Origin of the sequence: Herminiimonas glaciei, assembly GCF_042664955.1 — a bacterium.
GTDB lineage: Bacteria > Pseudomonadota > Gammaproteobacteria > Burkholderiales > Burkholderiaceae_D > Oxalicibacterium > Oxalicibacterium glaciei.
This window is the reverse complement of the sequence record NZ_JBHTBU010000002.1, coordinates 913,413-930,627: the sequence shown is the minus strand read 5'-3', so window position 1 is coordinate 930,627 and position 17,215 is coordinate 913,413. Positions and strand designations below refer to the sequence as shown.

The window sequence follows — 17,215 nt, the reverse complement described above, 5'->3', positions numbered from 1 at the left end:
ATTCCGACAAGCTGCAGAGAAGACAGCTCTGCATATCAAGGCCGCCGGCCTTAGCCAAGAGACCTATAACAATGAGTGCATCGCACATGCGTAGTAAATACTTACGCTTCATCTGCCGGTTTGCCGCCGCCGGTCTTGTGTTTGCCGCCGGCGCTGCAGCCGCGGCCCCGGCTGTTACTGCCGACAATGGCAAAATCCCCGATACCATCGCGCAGCGCGTCGCCGCCTGCGTGGTATGCCACGGCAAGGAAGGCCGTGCCGGCAGCGATGGCTATTACCCGCGCATCGCCGGCAAACCGGCCGGCTATCTATATAACCAGTTAATCAATTTCCGCGACGGCAAGCGTACGTATCCGGTCATGACCGCGATGCTGGAAAACATGTCGGACGCCTATCTGCGCGAAATTGCCCAGTATTTCTCGGAGCAGCACCCACCCTACCCGGAACCGCAAGCCGCGCAATCCAATCCGGCCGAGCTGGAACGCGGTCGCCGCCTGGTGCATGACGGCGATAAAGCCAAGGGCATCCCGGCCTGCGTCGCCTGCCATAGCGCGAAGATGACCGGTACCGCACCGGCCATCCCCGGCCTGATCGGTTTGCCGCGCGATTACCTGCTGGGTCAGATAGGTGCGTGGAAAATCGGCACACGCCACGCTGCCCAGCCGGACTGCATGGCTGACATCGTCAAGAAAATGAGTGCGGAAGATATCAGTGCCGCCGCTGCCTGGTTATCCGAACAGCGCGTACCGGCCGATGCCTCACCGGCACCTGCCATTACCGCCAAACTCCCGCTTGAGTGCGGCAAACTCGCACCGTAGAAAAGCAGACCATGAAACGACAATATCTATTGCGCTTTTCCGCACTTTTACTGGGCATCATCACCGTCTTCGTCGGCTGGCTGTATTGGGCCAATCGCAATCCTGACCTCGGCCAGGCTTCCGTACCACCGGCTGATCCGGCGCAACAATTGGTACAGGGTGAATACCTGGCCCGCGTCGGCAACTGCATGAGCTGCCACACCTCACGCGGCGGCGAATCGTATGCCGGTGGTCGTGCGGTACCTACCCCGTTCGGCAATATCTATACATCCAACCTGACGCCGGATGCGGAAACCGGACTCGGCAAATGGAATAACAACGATTTCTGGCAAGCGATGCACGACGGCAAATCGAAAGACGGCAGCTTGCTATATCCAGCCTTCCCGTACACGAATTACACCAAGGTCACGCGCGCCGATTCGGATGCGATATTCGCTTACCTGCAAACCCTGCCTGCCGTCAGCCGGCAAAACCGCGCACCTGACTTGCGCTCCCCTTACGACAATCGCGTCGCCCTCTATGTCTGGCGCGCGCTCTATTTCCGCCCCGGCCAGTACGCGAATGACGACAAGCAATCGGTGGAATGGAATCGCGGTGCTTACCTGGCACAAGGCCTCGGCCATTGCAGTGCCTGTCATACACCCCGTGATGCACTGGGTGGTACCGACCTGAAGGCGGAACTCGGCGGCGGCATGATCCCGGTCTTGAACTGGTATGCACCGCCTTTGAATGGTGATGCACAAACCAGCCTCGGCAAGTGGGAAACAGAACATCTGGCCGCACTGATGAAAACCGGTACCTCACCAAGTCGCTCGGTCAGCGGACCAATGGCGGAAGTAGTGTTCGGCAGCCTGCAGTATGCGAAAGATGAAGACATCAAGGCAATGGCGCTTTACCTGAAATCCTTGCCGCAACAAATTCCGGCACCAGTCGCGGCAGCGGAAAGTGTGCCGGATGAAACCAAGAAAAACATGATCAAGGCCGGTGCCAAACTATATGAAAACCAGTGCGCCAGCTGCCATCAGGAATCCGGCAAAGGTGTAGCCGCTATCTACCCGGCACTCGCCGGCAGTCGTGCGATTACCACGCCGCTTGCGACCAATGCGATCCGCATGGTCTTGCATGGTGGCTATGCACCGAGCACGGCAGGCAATCCACGTCCTTACGGCATGCCTCCATTTGGCCAGTCGATGACGGATGAAGAAGTCGCTTCTGTCGTGACCTATATCCGCAACTCCTGGGGCAACCAGGGCACGGCGGTATCACCGAACGATGTGAACCGTTACCGCTCACGCTAACACTATTTGCTTTCCATGCATCACACCACTTTAAGCAGCAAACATTTGAGCAAGACCAGCGCCACTTTATTGGCGGTCTTGCTCGGCGGCACCGGCGCGCATCGCTTCTATCTGTATGGTGCGAAAGATTTCTGGGCCTGGATTTATCTCGCCGCCTTCCTCATCTTCGCGCTGGCCTTGATCCTTGCACAGGCTCCACACTCCATCGCAGTAAGTGTGCTGGTACTTTTCCCGCTGTCGATTTTCGCCGGCTGGATAGAAGCATTGACCATAGGACTCACACCGGATGAAAAATGGGATGCCAAACACAATGCCTTATCGGCACAGCAATCCGATTCCCGCTGGTCGGTCGTAATACTGATCGTCCTGACTTTCGCCTGCGGCTTTACCACCATCGTGATCGCAATGGCGCGCATGACTGATTTGTTGCTGACCGGCGGCGCTTACGGCTGATCACGTTCTATAATCGATCATTGCAAATCACTGCCGGCACTTCCATGTCCACTATCGATTTCCGCCTGCCACCGATCCCCTGCCTGATTGCATTCGAAGCACGTGCGCGACTAGGTAGCGGCGTGCTGGTCGCACGCGAATTGTGCATCTCGCCCAGTGCGGTCAGCCATCGCATCAAGCAACTGGAAGAAGCCACCAACCTGCAATTATTCCGCAAGACCAGCGGCGAAGCGGTACTCACCGCCGATGGCCAGGCTTACCTCGAAGCAGTACGCAATGCACTCAATACCCTGAGCCACTTCGGCCGCAATCCTGCTGCCAGCACCAAAACCAAGAAACAATTGCGCATCGCGGCACCACCGACTTTTGCCTATCAAATCATCATTCCGCGCCTGAAGTTATTGCAGGAAAATTTTCCATCGCTGCGTTTCGAATTGCAGCTATCGGTACCACTGGTGGGATTGAAGGCAGACGATTCGGATATCGAGATACGTTTCGGCATCGGGCATTACCCTGGCTACCATGTCACCCGCATCCTCGATGAAGATGTCCTGCCCATGTGCAGTCCTGAATACCTGGCGCAGCATGGGCCGTTTGAAAACTATGAAGACCTGCAACGCGCTACCTTGCTCCGCTGCACGATAGAACCCTGGCATCCATGGTTCCAGGCCGCCGGCCTGGATAGCCGCGAACCGGTCGGCACTTTGCAATTTGTTGATATCGGCTCCTGCATGCAGGCGGCGGCATGGGGCCATGGCATTGCACTGGCGCGGCCGAAGATGGCGGCCTCACTGACCGCAAGCGGTCGCCTGGTACCGGTATTTGATTTGACGGCGAAGCCTGCTTACTCTTACTTTGCCACTTGCCTGCCGGAAGCCTTGCAACATACGGAATCGCTGGAAGTGATCAACTGGCTGCGCAGTGATCTGGAACATGAGGATGCGATGCGGGCATTGACGCAGGCTGCAGCGAAACCTTCAGTCAAACGAAAAAAATAGGCAGTACCTCGCGCCCGCGGGGCACTGCCTAAAGAGACACACCATCACACGGTGTAACGTTCAACAGCTTCTTCTTTCCACTGGATGCCGTTGCCAGGACAGTCGCGTACGATCGCATTGCCATTGCGTACCAGCAAAGGATCGACCAGGACAGGATCTGCCATCTGGAAATACTCTATGTAATGCGCGGTCGGCGTCACACGCAATAAGTGCACGCTGATTTCCTGGAAGAAGTGATTCGACACACGGACATTGTTGGCAGCGCATACACCCACTGCCTGCATCCAGCCCGAGACGCCGCCAATCTTCATCAGGTCCGGCATCATGTAATCGGATGCTTTCATGCGCACACTCTCCGCGACCTGGCGCGGTCCCCACAGGTTTTCACCCAGCTGCAAAGGCGTCTTGATTGCGGCTGCAATTTGCGCGTGACCACAGTTATCGTCGTAACGCGTCGGCTCTTCGATCCAGATCAAACCTTCATCATCCAGCGCCGGACAACGCACCATCGCTTCTGCCACATCCAGGCTCTGGTTGTAATCGACCATCAGGCGCGCCGCACCTTCCGTCGCCTTGATCGCTGCACGTACGACGGCGATATCTTCCTGCAAGGTCGGATAACCGATCTTGATCTTGATCGCCTTGAAGCCGCGTTCAACTGCAGCCGCGACATGCGTCACCGCATCTGCCAAGCCATCCATACCGAAGCTGGCATAGGCCGGAATACCGTCGGCAGATGCACCACTACCGACACTGCCGCCTAATGCACGTACCAGCGGCAACTCGAGGAATTTTGCATGCGCATCCCAGACCGCCATATCGATACCGGCCAGCACCATATCGAGCAAACCATAGGTCCCTATCAGCATAAAGCGGCTGCGCAGATTATTGGTGAGACCCAGCGGATCCAGCGGCTGGCCTTCCAGCAACAGGGTCAGGTCCTGCGCCAGTTGTTTGACTGCCCCCAGCACCAGCGGCGTATAGGTAAAGATATAGGCATGGCCGCAAACACCTGCATCCGTCTGTACATCCAGCAACAGCATGGGTGCCGCATGTACCGTCCCGCTCGCCGTTTTCAGTGGCTGTGAGAGTGGCACGATCAATGCACGTACACGCATTTCAGTGATGAGAGGTAAAGACATAATCGCCCTGCTATTTAAAAGATAAAAACGCCGCCTTCCAAAGGCGGCTCCGGCTTATTGCAAGCGCTCGCTACCGTCAGGTGCGCGTGACAGTGCGGGCAAAGGTCCGAGCTCGGCAGCAAACTGGGCACGTTCTGCTTCCGCTGCAGCATCGTTGAATTCAACCGGCGTCAGTGCGCGACGATTAACCTTCAATTCGAATACATCAAAACGATTGTAGTAACCGACGACGTCCTGGAATTGTTTGGGTATGACGCATTTGGCGAGGTCGATATCGGCATAGACGATACCTTCTTCATCCTGCAGGGTGTCACTGATCGGCATCCCGTCCGGGCCCATGATCATCGATACGCTCTTCGATGCTTCTTCCATCAAACGACGTACACGCGGATCGTTGCGGCTGATCATGTCGATTGCTTCAGGCGGCAGGAAGCCGGAAGCGACGATGTTAAACATCTTGCCTTCAAAGGCAGCCGCACCGGCACGCAGGCGTATCGATGCTTCGAGGTCGTAAGCAACTTCGCCCGACGGATGGGTAGGCCAGCGTGGCGAGTATGCGGAGATATGCACGTTCTCGCCTTGCGCCATCAGCGAGAAGCGTGCCAGTGCATTCGTGTTTTCGCCACACACCAGTGCACCGATGCGGCCGATGCGGGTATCGACTACACGCAAGCCGCTACCGTCACCACTGGCCCATGCCAGTTTTTCCCAATGCGTTGCAATCAGTTTGCGATGACGGTTCAGGATGCTGCCGTCATCACCGATCAGGATATTCGTATCCCATACGCAACCCATGCTGATCGGTGTACCTTCGTTGATGCCCATCGAAACGAAGACGCCGTGGCGACGTGCCGCTTCACGCAATTGCGCTACTTCCGGTCCGTTGATCGCTATCGCCGACGATGCCAGTTTGAAAAAGAATTCATGCGTTTCCACCGGCGCCCATACGCCACACCAGATCGGGAAGGCGGAAACGAATGCTTCCGGGAAAGCGATCAGCGAAGCGCCGTTGCGCGCAGCTTCAGCGATCAGGTCGCACGCTTTATCGATGGTGGCCGGGGTGTCGAAATAGATAGGCGCTGCATGACATGCGGCTGCCTTGAATTTTGGATATTCCTTCATTACTACTCTCCTAAATGATGTTTTGAGTCCGGACAATTCAAGTCCGAAAGTCACGTGCCACTATAGGCGGTGTGCGGGGAAAACTGAGCGTTTTACAGATTGAAATGATTTGCATCCGGGATGCAGAAAATCTGCATCCCTAGCATTGGAGACGCTTACCAGACCATTAAGGTAAACGGGAAGACATAAGCCTGTAGTGTGACGAACAAGCCGACCAGGCAAGCCAGCGCTATCGAATGGAAAAAGACATAGCGCAGGATCTCGCCTTCATGCCCATACCATTTGGTCGCGGTAGCGGCCACCACGATGGATTGCGCATCGATCATCTTGCCCATGACGCCACCCGATGAATTGGCTGAAGCCATTAACACCGGATTCAGGCCCAACTGCTCTGCCGTGGTTTTTTGCAAGCCACCGAACAAGACATTCGCAGCAGTATCGGAACCGGTCAGAGCGACACCCATCCAGCCCAGCAAAGTACCGAAGAAGGGATAGAACACACCGGTATGGGCAAATGCCAAACCGAGTGTCGAATCCATGCCGGAGTAACGCGTGATGTAACCGAGCGCCAACATCGCCGCGATTGCAATCAGCGAATGACGCAGTATCTTCAAGGTGTCCCAATACACGACAAACAATTGCTTGAAGCGGTAGCCCATCACCAGGCCGGAAATCATCGAAGCAATGAAAATACCGGTACCGGTTGCCGACAACCAGTTCAGGTTAAAGATCGCGGCTTCCACATGTGGATGCAAGGCTACCGGTGGCATCTTTTGCGTCAACATATGCAACCACGGCCATTCAAAGCGCAATACCGACAAACCATCGAGCATCTTCTTCCAGCCCGGCACCCCCCACAGGAATACCAGTACCGACAGGATGAACCATGGCAACCACGCACGGATCACCGTCTCCCGGCTATGCGTATGGATCACCGATGGCTGCTGTTGCTGCGCTGCTGCCTTGAACTTGCCGGCGGCGGAGGTCCAGATATTGGCCGGCTTCCATACTTTCAGGAACAGGGTCAGCAAGACCATCGATGAGATCGCCGCACCGACGTCCACCAACCACGGTCCGTGGAAATTCGAAATCAGGTATTGCGGTACCGCGAACGCGGCAGCAGCCACCAGGATCGCAGGCCACACCGCAAGCATCCCGCGGAAACCACAGAAAGCCCAGATCAGCCAGAACGGCACCAACATCGAAAACACCGGCAACTGGCGTCCGACCATGCCGGACAATTGCAGCATATCGAGCCCGGTTACACCGGCCAGTGCAATGATAGGCGTACCAAGTGCACCGAATGCAACTGGTGCGGTATTCGCAATCAGCGACAAGCCCGACGCCGCCAAAGGTGCAAAGCCGAGGCCGATCAGCATCGCACCGGTCACGGCAACCGGCGTACCAAAGCCGCCCGCACCTTCAAAGAAAGCGCCGAAGGAAAATGCCACCAGCAACAGCTGCAAACGGCGGTCTGTCGTAATGCCGGTGATGCTTTCCTGCAGTACCTTGAAGTAGCCTTTACGTTCGGTCAGCTGGTACAAAAAGATGACGTTGAGAATGATCCAGCCTATCGGCATCAAACCATTCGCAGCACCGAAAGCTGCCGACGATAGCGCAGACGAAGCCGGCATCGTGAAACAAAAAACCGCGACAACAATTGCCGATGCCAAACCAAGCAGCGCGGCAATATGCGCCCTGATATGAAAGAAAGCCAGTGCCGACAACATGACGACGACGGGTACTGCCGCCGCCAGTGTTGAAAGCCAAGCATTGTTGAAAGGATCGTACACATGAGACCACATCATTTTGTCTCCCAGAAAATGGGGGTAATCGTTAGAAGGCTGTGACGCCCACTGCATTTTTTAATTTGATTTCAAGCCGGACAGCGACGCAAATTCTGTCATAGCTGATTCGTGCGAAGGCGTGAAAAAGATGCAATCCGATATGAAGCAAAATGAAATTTGCTATGAAAGAGGATGTCGTCCCCAATAGAAATTTCACGTGAGAACAACAACAGAAAAAGAAATATGAAGAGGGCCGGAGTGCGAAAAAAAACAGGCAGGAATTGCTCGTACTAAGCTTCGATCCAACAAACGCACTCGAAGGGTGCGCAACTGCACCAAGGCGGTCCACGCAATCCCATCGCATCGCCGGGGCAGGCTCAGGGCAAGGGCAAAAAACTGGTTTTTTCCCATGGCATGACTCATGCTAAGACAAATACAAACTTGTATACATGGGAGTATTCAAAATGTTGGGATGGACGATAGTCGATTGGCAAACTGCTTACCGCGATGGCGCAACACCAGCGGCTTTACTGGCAACACTACTGAATGGCCTGGCCGGCGATGATGCAGCCTGGATCACGCTGATTGATCAGCCCTATCTTGCGGCGCAGCTACAAGCACTGGAAGCGCGTCGCCTGGCAAATCCTGATTTGGCGACACTGCCCTTGTATGGCGTGCCCTTTGCCGCGAAAGACAATATCGATGTGGCAGGCATACGCACCACAGCCGCCTGCCCCGAATTCGCTTACATCGCAGAACAACACGCCACCGTCGTGCAACGCTTGCTGGATGCCGGTGCGATTGTCATTGGTAAAACCAATCTCGATCAATTCGCCACTGGCCTGGTCGGCATACGCTCGCCTTACGGCGCAGTGCCGAATAGCTTCGATCCGGAATACGTATCCGGCGGCTCCAGCTCCGGCTCCGCTTCGGTCGTGGCACGCGGCCTGGTACCGTTTTCACTCGGTACCGACACCGCGGGCTCGGGTCGCGTACCGGCCGGCCTCAACAATATCGTCGGCCTTAAACCAACCGTCGGTTCACTTAGCGGACGCGGCGTGGTACCGGCTTGCCGCACACTGGATTGCGTGTCTATTTTTGCCACCACGGTGGCTGACGCAGAACTCGTATTCACACAGGCCGCTGGCTTCGATGCGGCGGATGCATATTCACGTACACGCCCGGAACATGTGTTGACCAAGCTGCCGGCCAAGCCGCGTTTCGGCATCCCGGCCCAACCCGAATTTTATGGTGACACCATCGCAGCCGCTGCGTATGCGCAGGCACTGGAAGCGGTACGCGCCAGCGGTGCGGTATGTATTCCACTCGATTTTTCCTTATTCGATCAAGTCACTACCTTGCTCTATGACGGTCCATGGGTAGCCGAGCGTTATGCGGCAATTGAAGCCTTCGCCGAAGAACACAGCGATGCCATCCATCCCGTTGTGCGCGACATCATCTTTCGCGCCCGCGAATTCTCGGCAACAGATACCTTCAATGCGCAATACAAGCTGGCCGACCTCAAACGCGCTGCCGACAAAATCATGGCTTCGGTCGATGCCTTGCTGGTACCGACCGCAGCGACGCATTACAAGATCGCCGAGGTCGCGGCCGACCCGGTCCGCCGTAACAGCCATATGGGCAAGTACACCAACTTCGTCAACCTGCTGAACTGGTGCGCGCTGGCGGTACCGGCCAATCTGCGTAGCGACGGCCTGCCCTTTGGCCTTACGCTGATCGGTCCGGCCTGGTCGGACCATGCACTGGCCGCCTTCGGTAAACACTGGCAGGCACTGACCGGCTTGCCGCGAGGCGCCACCGGACAGCCTTACATGCCGCCGGCAGCCACCACGGACAAGCATGAGGTGCCGGCTGGTCACCTGCGGGTCGCCGTGGTCGGTGCACACCTGACAGGCATGCCGCTGAACCGCGAACTGACCGAACGTAAAGCCATCCTGGTGGAAAGTGCACAGACCGCCGATAGCTATCGCCTGTACACACTGGCTGGAACCACGCCACCCAAACCAGGGCTGGCACGCAGCAAGGATGGCGCGGCGATTACGGTGGAATTATGGGATATCCCCCTGCCGGCCTTCGGCTCATTTGTCGCCGGGGTACCCGCACCATTGGGAATAGGCACGCTGGAGTTAAGTGACGGCCGGCTGGTCAAAGGTTTCATCTGTGAACCGTATGCACTGGAAAGCGCACAAGACATCACTTCCTTCGGTGGCTGGCGCGCATATTGCAACAGGGCTGCCTGAACTGATTCTTTCGGAAACCATGTACCATGATACCCAAGCTCAAATTTGCCAAAGTCCTGCCTGACAGTCTCGCTTCGCAAGCCTATACCCGGCTGAAGGCGGACATTTTCGACTTCCACTTCCTGCCCGGCGACCGTTTCAGCGAAAACGAGATGAGCGAACGCCTGCAAATGAGTCGCACACCGGTACGGGAAGCCCTGTTCCGCCTGCAACGTGAAGGCTATGTCGAAGTCTTGCACAAGAGCGGCTGGCAAATCCGCCCTTTCGATTTCCAGATGTTCGAACAGCTCTACGATGTGCGCAGCGTACTCGAATGTGCGGCGGTCGAACAACTGTGCGCGATGCCGGAAGCGCCACCACTATTGCAACAACTGGCAGAACTCTGGTTCGTGCCGGAACATGAACGTATCACTGATGTACCCACACTCTCGGTACATGACGAACGTTTCCATGAACAATTGGTGGAAGCCAGTGGCAATGCGGAAATGGCGCGCATCCATCACGACATCACCGAACGCATACGCGTTATACGGCGGCTGGAATTCACGAAGGAAATGCGCATAGAAGTAACCTACACCGAACATGCGCACATCCTGCGTGCCATCATAGAAAAACGCAGCTGCCAGGCGAAAGACCTGCTGCGCGCCCACATCGCATTGAGCCAATCCGAAGTGAAGAAAATCACTATCCAGATGTTGCACCAGGCGCGACTGGCGGCGCAGCTATCGGCCTGACTATTTGGGATAGCTGCCGTCATCCAGCAGCATGTCTTCAAAGAAGGCGCCGAACTGCTTTTCTGGATGACGGATATGGATTTCCAGTATCCAGCGCATCGCTGACGGTGTTGCCTCGAATTCAGCCAACGAACCGGTATGTATCGCAGCATGCGGAAAATCCGATACGCGATGGCCGGGCAAGTCGAAATTCAATTCCCATCCACGTTGCTTCGCTTGCTGTTCCGCATATTGATACAGTTCATGACCGCTGGCCTTTTCCGCCAGCCACATCTTGCGTACTGCATGGAAAATTGCTTCGGCATCCAATGCGCAACGTGTGTACTCTTCGTTCTGCCCGACCACGAAGGACGCACCGCCATCACCTTCCCATGCTTCAAAGCGTGGCGCCATATCGATAAAGAAAATATCGTTTTCCTGCAATACCACGCCCGGCTCGGATGCCTGCTTCATCGCCTTCATCGTATTTTTGCCAAAGCGGATACGCGTCGGGTGCCAGGTTAGGTCCAGGCCGGAAGCGATCAGCGTGCGCTTCGCCATATCGACCGCGTCTTCTTCCACCATTCCCGGCCGCACCAGGGCGGCGATGGCACGTATCGCTTCGCGTGTTTTGGCGCGTGCCTGCAACATGCCGTCTACTGAAAAAGCCGGACCTACCCGCTCCGCGCTGGCTACTGCTGTTTCCGTCATCATTTTTCTCCCGATCAAAATCCTGGCTGAGCACTTCAAAATAAAGTGCATCACAGCTGTAAGCAGTATGCGAAACAGGGAGAAAAAGCGAAATCACCGCATGGGACGGACGGCTGACAAGCATGGTGGAAATCCTGCCAAGCAAGCGTAAAACCATGCAAGTTGCTGCCAGTCGCGTTATCGTGGAGTCCTGAAAAAGGATATTGCAATGCCTACCGTCGCCATACTTGTTTTCCCCGGGGCACAAGCACTCGATGTGTCCGGCCCGCTGGATGTTTTTTCCGAAGCAAACCGCTTCCTGGAAAATGAGCAGCGCTATCAGCTGACCGTGATCGGGAGCACGCACGGCTTGATGCAGTGCTCGAACGGCTTGCCTATCGCTGCGCATAAACACTACAGCGAAGTGGATACGGCATTCGACCTGATCCTGGTTGCGGGCGGCCCCGAACTACCGCAACAGCCGCGGGACGAAGCCTTGCTGGCCTGGCTGCACTCCTGTGCGCTGCGTTCCGGCAAATACGGTTCCATCTGTAATGGTGCATTCCTGCTGGCACACGCCGGCCTGTTGGACGACAAGACCATTACTACCCACTGGAATGATGCGGCGCTGCTGGCACGCATGTTCCCCGCCACCAGGGTCGATGCCGACCGCATCTTTTTACAGGATGGGAATTTGTACACGTCGGCAGGGGTCACCGCCGGCATTGATTTATCGCTCTATCTCCTGTCGCAGGAAAGTGGTGCCGAAGTATCGCTGAATGTCGCCAAGCGCCTGGTGGTCTTCATGCAGCGGCGCGGTGGCCAATCGCAGTTCAGCCCCTACCTGACACCCTATGCGGAAGAAAGCTCGCCGGTCAGCATGGTCCAGCAATATGTACTGGCAAACCTGCAGCAGGAACTCAGCGTGGAAATCCTGGCCCGTACGGTGGCGATGAGTCCGCGTAACTTTGCCCGGATCTTTGTCCGTGATACCAAAATCACGCCGGCCGAATTCATAGAAAGCGCACGATTGGATGCAGCCCGTGCCTTGCTGGAGGCAAGCAATGACCCGATGAAGAAGATCGCCTATCTGTGCGGCTTCCATAATGCCAACCAGATGCGCAATGTCTTTGTTAAACGACTGGGGATTACCGCGATGCAATACCGCGCCAACTTTGCCGCCTTCCGCAAATCCTGAGCCTGGGGCGTAATAAGGCCAGCGTGCTACCGGGAGCCGGCATCGGGTATGATTTGCACAGATTTTTACTTATACCGAATTCCACCCTGCTCGCCCGATAATTTTCATGCGCAAAATCACGATAGGCCTCGTCGTCTTCCCCCGCTTCCAGATGCTGGATATTGCAGCGCCAGGCGATGCCTTTGCCGAAGTCAAAGTACTCAGCAATGGCGAATGCGAATATGAAATCCTGACCATCGCCACCACGCGTGGACCGATACAGTCATCCAGTGGCCTGACCATCATGCCGGACCGCACCATCTTCGATCCCTGCCCGCATTTCGATACATTGATCGTACCGGGTGGACTCGGGGTATTCGACATCCTGGAAGATACGACGCTGACGGATTGGCTCGCCGCACAGGGCGAAAGCTGCCGCCGCATAGGTGCGATCTGTAATGGTGTCTTCGCGCTGGGTGCCGCCGGCATGATCAACGGCAAGACGGTGACCACACACTGGATGGATGCAGCCCGCCTGGCGAGCATGTTCCGCAAGGCGACAGTAGAACCGGACCGGATTTATGTGAAAGACGACAGTCTGTACACCACGGCCGGCGTGACTGCCGGCATCGACTTGTCACTGGCGTTGATAGAAGAAGACTTCGGCAAACAAATGGCGCTGGATGTCGCCAAATACCTGATCGTCTACCTGCGTCGTGCCGGTGGCCAGTCGCAATTCAGTCCACTACTGGAAGTACAGGTCAAAAACGATTCACCGGTTGCGGCCGTACAAAACTATGTACTCAACAACCTGAATGTCGAACACACCTTATTGAGCATTGCCGATGAAATGCAAATGAGTGCGCGCAACCTGTCACGCATATTCAAGCAGGAAACCGGTTTGACGCTGATGAACTTCGTCAACGATGCCCGCATAGACGCAGCCCGTCGTTACCTGGAATCGACCGACCTCGGCCTGACAGATATTGCGCGTCGCTGCGGACTGACCAATGCGGCGACCCTGCGCCGCATCTTTTCCAAACGCCTAGGCATAGGACCAAGCGATTATCGCCAACGCTTCCGCACCGAAGAGATGCCGGTCGCAGCAGCCTAGGCAATACCGGCGATCGCGCACACTTCATGTGTGATCGCACCGTCGGGCGCAGCCAATTCATTCAGGATAGTAAAGTGATTGCGCTGTGCCAGCGGCACCAGTGCACCCGGCAATGCATTGCGCGCTGCCCCGAATTGCTCGGACTGGCGCTGTAACTCGGCTAATTCATCCGAACCATACATCAGCGTCAACGGACGTGGACTGAGTGGCAGTAACAAAGGACTCAGCTCCTTCTCTTCCGCCGCGCTCAATTGCAGTTTGTTATTCAGGTAACACAGGCGTATCGGCTCCAGGTCATAAATGCCACTGATCGCCACACCACCGATCACACCAGGTTCGTCGACACACATGGCAGTCAGGTGTCCGCCTGCAGACCAGCCGGATACGACTATGCGTTCCACGTCAGCGCCAAACTCTCCGGCATGCTGTCGCAACCAGGCGATACCCGCCCTTACCTCTGTCACGATTTCAGTCAATGTTGCATCCGGTGCCAGCGTGTAACCGATCAGTGCTACATGCATACCATGCGCCAGGGGGCCTGCAGCGAGGAAACTGAAGGTTTCCTTGGCGCGCATTTGCCAGTAACCGCCATGGATAAACACCAGCAGTGGTCCCGGCTTGCTGCCGGCAAAGTAATCGATGCGATTGCGCTCCGCCGGGCCATAACGCAGATCCAGCCGCTGCCCATACTCGGCGCGCAAAGCCGCACTGCGTAGATCAAAATCTTTCAATATGGCGGGGCTATTCTTGACCGCCAGCGAGTTGTTGTAACCGGCGTCCAGGGCAGCCTGATCCATGCCGTGATATATCGAATTCATAGCGGAGTCACGTTGTTATTTTATTTGGCTTCCGCACAGGCGGAAATCCTGTGCCATGGTAGCGCGAATTTCCGCCTTTACGACTATTTTTCAGCAAACATCAGGCTGCGATTTTTGTCGATACGTGGCTGCTCAGGTACTGGGTAATATCGCGCCGAATTTCATTGAACTCGACCGCAGTGATATCGCGTGGACGTGCCAGATCCAGCTTGATGTCTTCTTCGATACGACCCGGACCTGCAGTCATCACCACCACACGATCTGACAACATCACGGCTTCCTCCACCGCATGCGTGACAAACACGACAGTCACCTTGGTACGTTCCCAGATCTCCAGCAAATCCTGTTGCAGCTTTTCACGTGTCAACGCATCCAGCGCACCGAAGGGTTCATCCATCAACAAGACTTCACAGTCGTTCGCCAGCACGCGGGCAATCGCTACGCGCTGTTTCATACCACCGGACAACTGCCCCGGATAGTAATTGGCAAACTTGGTCAGGCCCACCATATCGGTGTAATAGGCAGACAGCTCTTCCAGCTTGGCCTTGGGCAGATTGCGCTGACGCTGCCCGAAGCCTATGTTTTCTTTCACGGTCAGCCACGGGAACAAGCCATAATCCTGGAACACCATGCCGCGCTCCGGGCTCGGCCCGTCAATCGGCATGCCATACATATTCGCGCTGCCGGAAGACGTGGTCTCGAATCCCGCCATGATGCGCAACAGGGTCGATTTACCGCAACCCGAAGCACCGATCAGGCACACGAACTCGCCCTTGTTGATGGTCAGGTTCACTTCACGCAAAGCCTGCACGGTTTGTCCGCCTATCGAAAAAACCTTGCTGACGCCCTTGATATCTATCGCCGGTAAAGGACGACGTTCGGAGTAAGTATCAGACATGATGTTGCGGGCTCCATTTGAGTAAATAATTGTTGATGGCGACCAGCACACGATCCGTGCTGTAACCAACGATGCCGATCACGACCATGCCTGCAATCACCAGGTCGGTACGCGACAACATGCGACCATCCATAATCACAGCGCCCAGGCCTTCCGGTACACCGGTCATTTCACCCACCACGATCAGGATCCAGGCAAAGCCGTGCCCTAGGCGCAAGCCATTCAGGATGGACGGCATCGCCGCAGGCAGTACCACCTGGCGGAACAAGGATGAGCCATTACATCCCAGCATCAAGGCCGCTTCAAACAAACGATTGTCGACTGCCTTCACACCAAAGGTCGTGTTGAAAACAATCGGATAAAACGCACCGAGGAATACCAGGAAAATCGCGGCGTTCGGGCCGATGCCGAAGAAGATCATCGACAGCGGCAACCACGCAGTCACCGGTACCGGACGCAGCAACTGCAAGGTCGGATCGAGCAAATCGCGAATGACCTTGATACGGCCAATCAGCAAACCGAGCGGAATACCGACCAGCGCGGCGGCGAAGAATCCACCGTAGACGCGCGTGACCGATTTCCACAAATGCAGCGGCAGCGTTTCGCTGAAGGCATCATCGTAGATACCGCCGAATGCGAAGTCGTACAACATCAGGCCAACATCCTTGGGTAGCGGAATCAACTGCGTACCCGATGCCTTGACACCTACATGCCAGCCCACCAGCAAGAGCAAAGGCACAATCAATGGGGTCAGCCAACTTTTGATACGCGGCCAAAACTCCGGCCTGACAACTTTCATCGGTAACTCGACGGTTTGTTCCACGATAAATCCTTCCAGATAAAACTATTTAACTCGCTGCTTGAATCTTTAATTCACCCTTACGGCTTACTTCACTTGCTGATTGAAACTGGCATCAATGAACTTGCCGTAATCAGGCAACTGGCGGATTTGTTTCTTGTCCAGCATTTGCGAACCGTAGTACTTGGCGCGTTTGATCCAGTCTTCATCCAGCTTCCATGTCAGCTCGACGTTAGGAGCAGCCAATTCCACGACCTTCGCAGGCAAACCCAGTTTTTGTTCAGACATCTCGACAAAAGCGGCGCGATTTGCCATCGCATACTCGGTAGCCTGGCGATGGATCTTCAGGAAAACCTTGATCAGTTCCTGCTTGTTTTTCAGGTTGTCAGCATGTGTAGTCATCACCATGTTCACGGTGCCGGTCGGGGTCGAATACGGATACTCGACTATCTTGCCGATGCCACGGCTGACACTGATCGAAGGACCTGGTTCTGCACCGACAAAAGCATCGATATCGTTACGTTCCAATGCCGAAGCCATTTCGCTGAAAGAGACGCGCACCGGCTTGATATCCTTGACCGTCATGCCTTCCTGCTTGAGGCGATCAAGGATCACCACTTCTTGCGTGGAACCAGGCAGGATGCCGACACGCTGGCCTTTCAAATCCTTGATCGAAGCGATCTTGCTGTCAGCACGTGCCACCACTGCCATGCCGCGATTACACTGTGCCGCAACGATCACGACCGGCTCACCTGCTGCTGCGCCCAGCGTCGCTGCTGCCAGGCCATAGGTACCAAAATCGACCGACTTGGTCACGACCGCATTCTTGCCATCGGTCGGTGTTTCAAACGGAATCACTTCTATCTTGTAGCCCGGTGGTGTGAACTTATCGTAGAAGTAAGGCGTGATGCCATGCATCAGTTTAAGAGTGCCGACACGGATCACCTGATCCGCTGCCAGTGCTGAGGTAGACGCTGCTGCACAGACAAACGATGCTGCAATCAGGGAGGCAATAAATTTTCTGCGTGGGTGCATGGCTGATCCTTATTAAGTTGACGAGTAAGCGCGCATTCGGCCTGCCAACACCAGATCGGTAATTAGAATACCTTCTTGTGTACAAGCTTAAC

At 55.7% G+C, this 17,215-nt stretch carries 16 protein-coding genes; 8 read left to right on the top strand and 8 right to left on the bottom strand.

All coding sequences use genetic code 11. From position 1 onward, the window contains the following. The first annotated feature begins 86 nt into the window (after nt 1-86). The 4 genes from ACFQPC_RS15335 to ACFQPC_RS15320 are packed head-to-tail and all read left to right on the top strand — an operon-like array spanning nt 87 to nt 3,567. Nucleotides 87-818 carry a c-type cytochrome gene (locus ACFQPC_RS15335; protein WP_382272724.1) on the top strand — a complete coding sequence of 244 codons (732 nt, stop codon included), beginning with the start codon at nt 87-89 and terminating at the stop codon, nt 816-818. Nucleotides 819-829: 11 nt separating this feature from the next. Then, complete coding sequence (locus ACFQPC_RS15330; protein ID WP_382272723.1) at nt 830-2,116, top strand: c-type cytochrome; 1,287 nt, start codon at nt 830-832, stop codon at nt 2,114-2,116. A gap of 45 nt (nt 2,117-2,161) precedes the next feature. Then, complete coding sequence (locus ACFQPC_RS15325; protein WP_382272722.1) at nt 2,162-2,569, top strand: NINE protein; 408 nt, start codon at nt 2,162-2,164, stop codon at nt 2,567-2,569. A gap of 44 nt (nt 2,570-2,613) precedes the next feature. Further along, nucleotides 2,614-3,567 (top strand): LysR substrate-binding domain-containing protein, encoded by a 954-nt coding sequence (locus tag ACFQPC_RS15320; protein ID WP_382272721.1) that lies wholly within the window; start codon nt 2,614-2,616, stop codon nt 3,565-3,567. A gap of 44 nt (nt 3,568-3,611) precedes the next feature. Here the strand turns inward: ACFQPC_RS15320 and ACFQPC_RS15315 are convergent, their stop codons facing one another. The 3 genes from ACFQPC_RS15315 to ACFQPC_RS15305 form a co-directional block, all read right to left on the bottom strand. Continuing rightward, entirely contained in the window at nt 3,612-4,709 is a 1,098-nt protein-coding gene (locus ACFQPC_RS15315) for an enolase C-terminal domain-like protein (protein ID WP_382272720.1), read from the bottom strand. Between the two features lie 54 nt (nt 4,710-4,763). Then, nucleotides 4,764-5,831, bottom strand: a complete 1,068-nt coding sequence (locus tag ACFQPC_RS15310) for a carbon-nitrogen hydrolase family protein (protein ID WP_382272719.1) — start codon at nt 5,829-5,831, stop codon at nt 4,764-4,766. A gap of 155 nt (nt 5,832-5,986) precedes the next feature. Continuing rightward, nucleotides 5,987-7,636, bottom strand: a complete 1,650-nt coding sequence (locus ACFQPC_RS15305; RefSeq protein WP_382272958.1) for an L-lactate permease — start codon at nt 7,634-7,636, stop codon at nt 5,987-5,989. Nucleotides 7,637-8,082: 446 nt separating this feature from the next. Between ACFQPC_RS15305 and atzF the strand changes: the two genes are divergently transcribed. Further along, a complete protein-coding gene (atzF, locus tag ACFQPC_RS15300; RefSeq protein WP_382272718.1) occupies nt 8,083-9,879 on the top strand; it encodes an allophanate hydrolase in 1,797 nt (598 codons plus the stop codon). A 26-nt stretch (nt 9,880-9,905) separates the two neighbouring features. Further along, the gene (locus tag ACFQPC_RS15295; RefSeq protein WP_012080922.1) at nt 9,906-10,613 is read left to right on the top strand and encodes a GntR family transcriptional regulator; all 708 of its coding nucleotides are present in this window, start codon (nt 9,906-9,908) and stop codon (nt 10,611-10,613) included. Here the strand turns inward: ACFQPC_RS15295 and ACFQPC_RS15290 are convergent, their stop codons facing one another. Continuing rightward, nucleotides 10,614-11,303, bottom strand: a complete 690-nt coding sequence (locus ACFQPC_RS15290; RefSeq protein WP_382272957.1) for a M24 family metallopeptidase — start codon at nt 11,301-11,303, stop codon at nt 10,614-10,616. A gap of 208 nt (nt 11,304-11,511) precedes the next feature. Here ACFQPC_RS15290 and ACFQPC_RS15285 point away from each other — a divergent pair, with 208 nt between their 5' ends. Together ACFQPC_RS15285 and ACFQPC_RS15280 are read left to right on the top strand one after the other, a co-directional pair. Further along, entirely contained in the window at nt 11,512-12,480 is a 969-nt protein-coding gene (locus tag ACFQPC_RS15285; RefSeq protein ID WP_382272717.1) for a GlxA family transcriptional regulator, read from the top strand. A gap of 106 nt (nt 12,481-12,586) precedes the next feature. Then, on the top strand, nt 12,587-13,573 hold the full coding sequence (locus ACFQPC_RS15280) for a GlxA family transcriptional regulator (protein WP_382272716.1): 987 nt from the start codon (nt 12,587-12,589) through the stop codon (nt 13,571-13,573). Here the strand turns inward: ACFQPC_RS15280 and ACFQPC_RS15275 are convergent. The 4 genes from ACFQPC_RS15275 to ACFQPC_RS15260 form a co-directional block, all read right to left on the bottom strand. After that, entirely contained in the window at nt 13,570-14,391 is an 822-nt protein-coding gene (locus ACFQPC_RS15275; RefSeq protein ID WP_382272715.1) for an alpha/beta hydrolase, read from the bottom strand. The genes ACFQPC_RS15280 and ACFQPC_RS15275 overlap by 4 nt on opposite strands. Nucleotides 14,392-14,491: 100 nt before the next feature. Next, the gene (locus tag ACFQPC_RS15270; protein WP_382272714.1) at nt 14,492-15,289 is read right to left on the bottom strand and encodes an ABC transporter ATP-binding protein; all 798 of its coding nucleotides are present in this window, start codon (nt 15,287-15,289) and stop codon (nt 14,492-14,494) included. After that, nucleotides 15,282-16,112, bottom strand: a complete 831-nt coding sequence (locus ACFQPC_RS15265; protein WP_382272713.1) for an ABC transporter permease — start codon at nt 16,110-16,112, stop codon at nt 15,282-15,284. Before ACFQPC_RS15265 ends, ACFQPC_RS15270 begins: the two co-directional genes overlap by 8 nt. A 63-nt stretch (nt 16,113-16,175) precedes the next feature. Then, nucleotides 16,176-17,123 carry an ABC transporter substrate-binding protein gene (locus ACFQPC_RS15260; RefSeq protein ID WP_382272712.1) on the bottom strand — a complete coding sequence of 316 codons (948 nt, stop codon included), beginning with the start codon at nt 17,121-17,123 and terminating at the stop codon, nt 16,176-16,178. Nucleotides 17,124-17,215 lie beyond the last annotated feature (92 nt).

What these genes read in the sequence shown, in the direction of transcription:
- ACFQPC_RS15285 (WP_382272717.1), top strand. Translation starts at nt 11,512, where the DNA reads ATGCCTACCGTCGCCATACTTGTTTTCCCCGGGGCACAAGCACTCGAT.
- ACFQPC_RS15315 (WP_382272720.1), bottom strand. Translation starts at nt 4,709, where the DNA reads ATGTCTTTACCTCTCATCACTGAAATGCGTGTACGTGCATTGATCGTG.
- ACFQPC_RS15280 (WP_382272716.1), top strand. Translation starts at nt 12,587, where the DNA reads ATGCGCAAAATCACGATAGGCCTCGTCGTCTTCCCCCGCTTCCAGATG.
- ACFQPC_RS15305 (WP_382272958.1), bottom strand. Translation starts at nt 7,636, where the DNA reads ATGTGGTCTCATGTGTACGATCCTTTCAACAATGCTTGGCTTTCAACA.
- atzF (WP_382272718.1), top strand. Translation starts at nt 8,083, where the DNA reads ATGTTGGGATGGACGATAGTCGATTGGCAAACTGCTTACCGCGATGGC.
- ACFQPC_RS15335 (WP_382272724.1), top strand. Translation starts at nt 87, where the DNA reads ATGCGTAGTAAATACTTACGCTTCATCTGCCGGTTTGCCGCCGCCGGT.
- ACFQPC_RS15270 (WP_382272714.1), bottom strand. Translation starts at nt 15,289, where the DNA reads ATGTCTGATACTTACTCCGAACGTCGTCCTTTACCGGCGATAGATATC.
- ACFQPC_RS15260 (WP_382272712.1), bottom strand. Translation starts at nt 17,123, where the DNA reads ATGCACCCACGCAGAAAATTTATTGCCTCCCTGATTGCAGCATCGTTT.
- ACFQPC_RS15320 (WP_382272721.1), top strand. Translation starts at nt 2,614, where the DNA reads ATGTCCACTATCGATTTCCGCCTGCCACCGATCCCCTGCCTGATTGCA.
- ACFQPC_RS15290 (WP_382272957.1), bottom strand. Translation starts at nt 11,303, where the DNA reads ATGACGGAAACAGCAGTAGCCAGCGCGGAGCGGGTAGGTCCGGCTTTT.
- ACFQPC_RS15275 (WP_382272715.1), bottom strand. Translation starts at nt 14,391, where the DNA reads ATGAATTCGATATATCACGGCATGGATCAGGCTGCCCTGGACGCCGGT.
- ACFQPC_RS15295 (WP_012080922.1), top strand. Translation starts at nt 9,906, where the DNA reads ATGATACCCAAGCTCAAATTTGCCAAAGTCCTGCCTGACAGTCTCGCT.
- ACFQPC_RS15310 (WP_382272719.1), bottom strand. Translation starts at nt 5,831, where the DNA reads ATGAAGGAATATCCAAAATTCAAGGCAGCCGCATGTCATGCAGCGCCT.
- ACFQPC_RS15330 (WP_382272723.1), top strand. Translation starts at nt 830, where the DNA reads ATGAAACGACAATATCTATTGCGCTTTTCCGCACTTTTACTGGGCATC.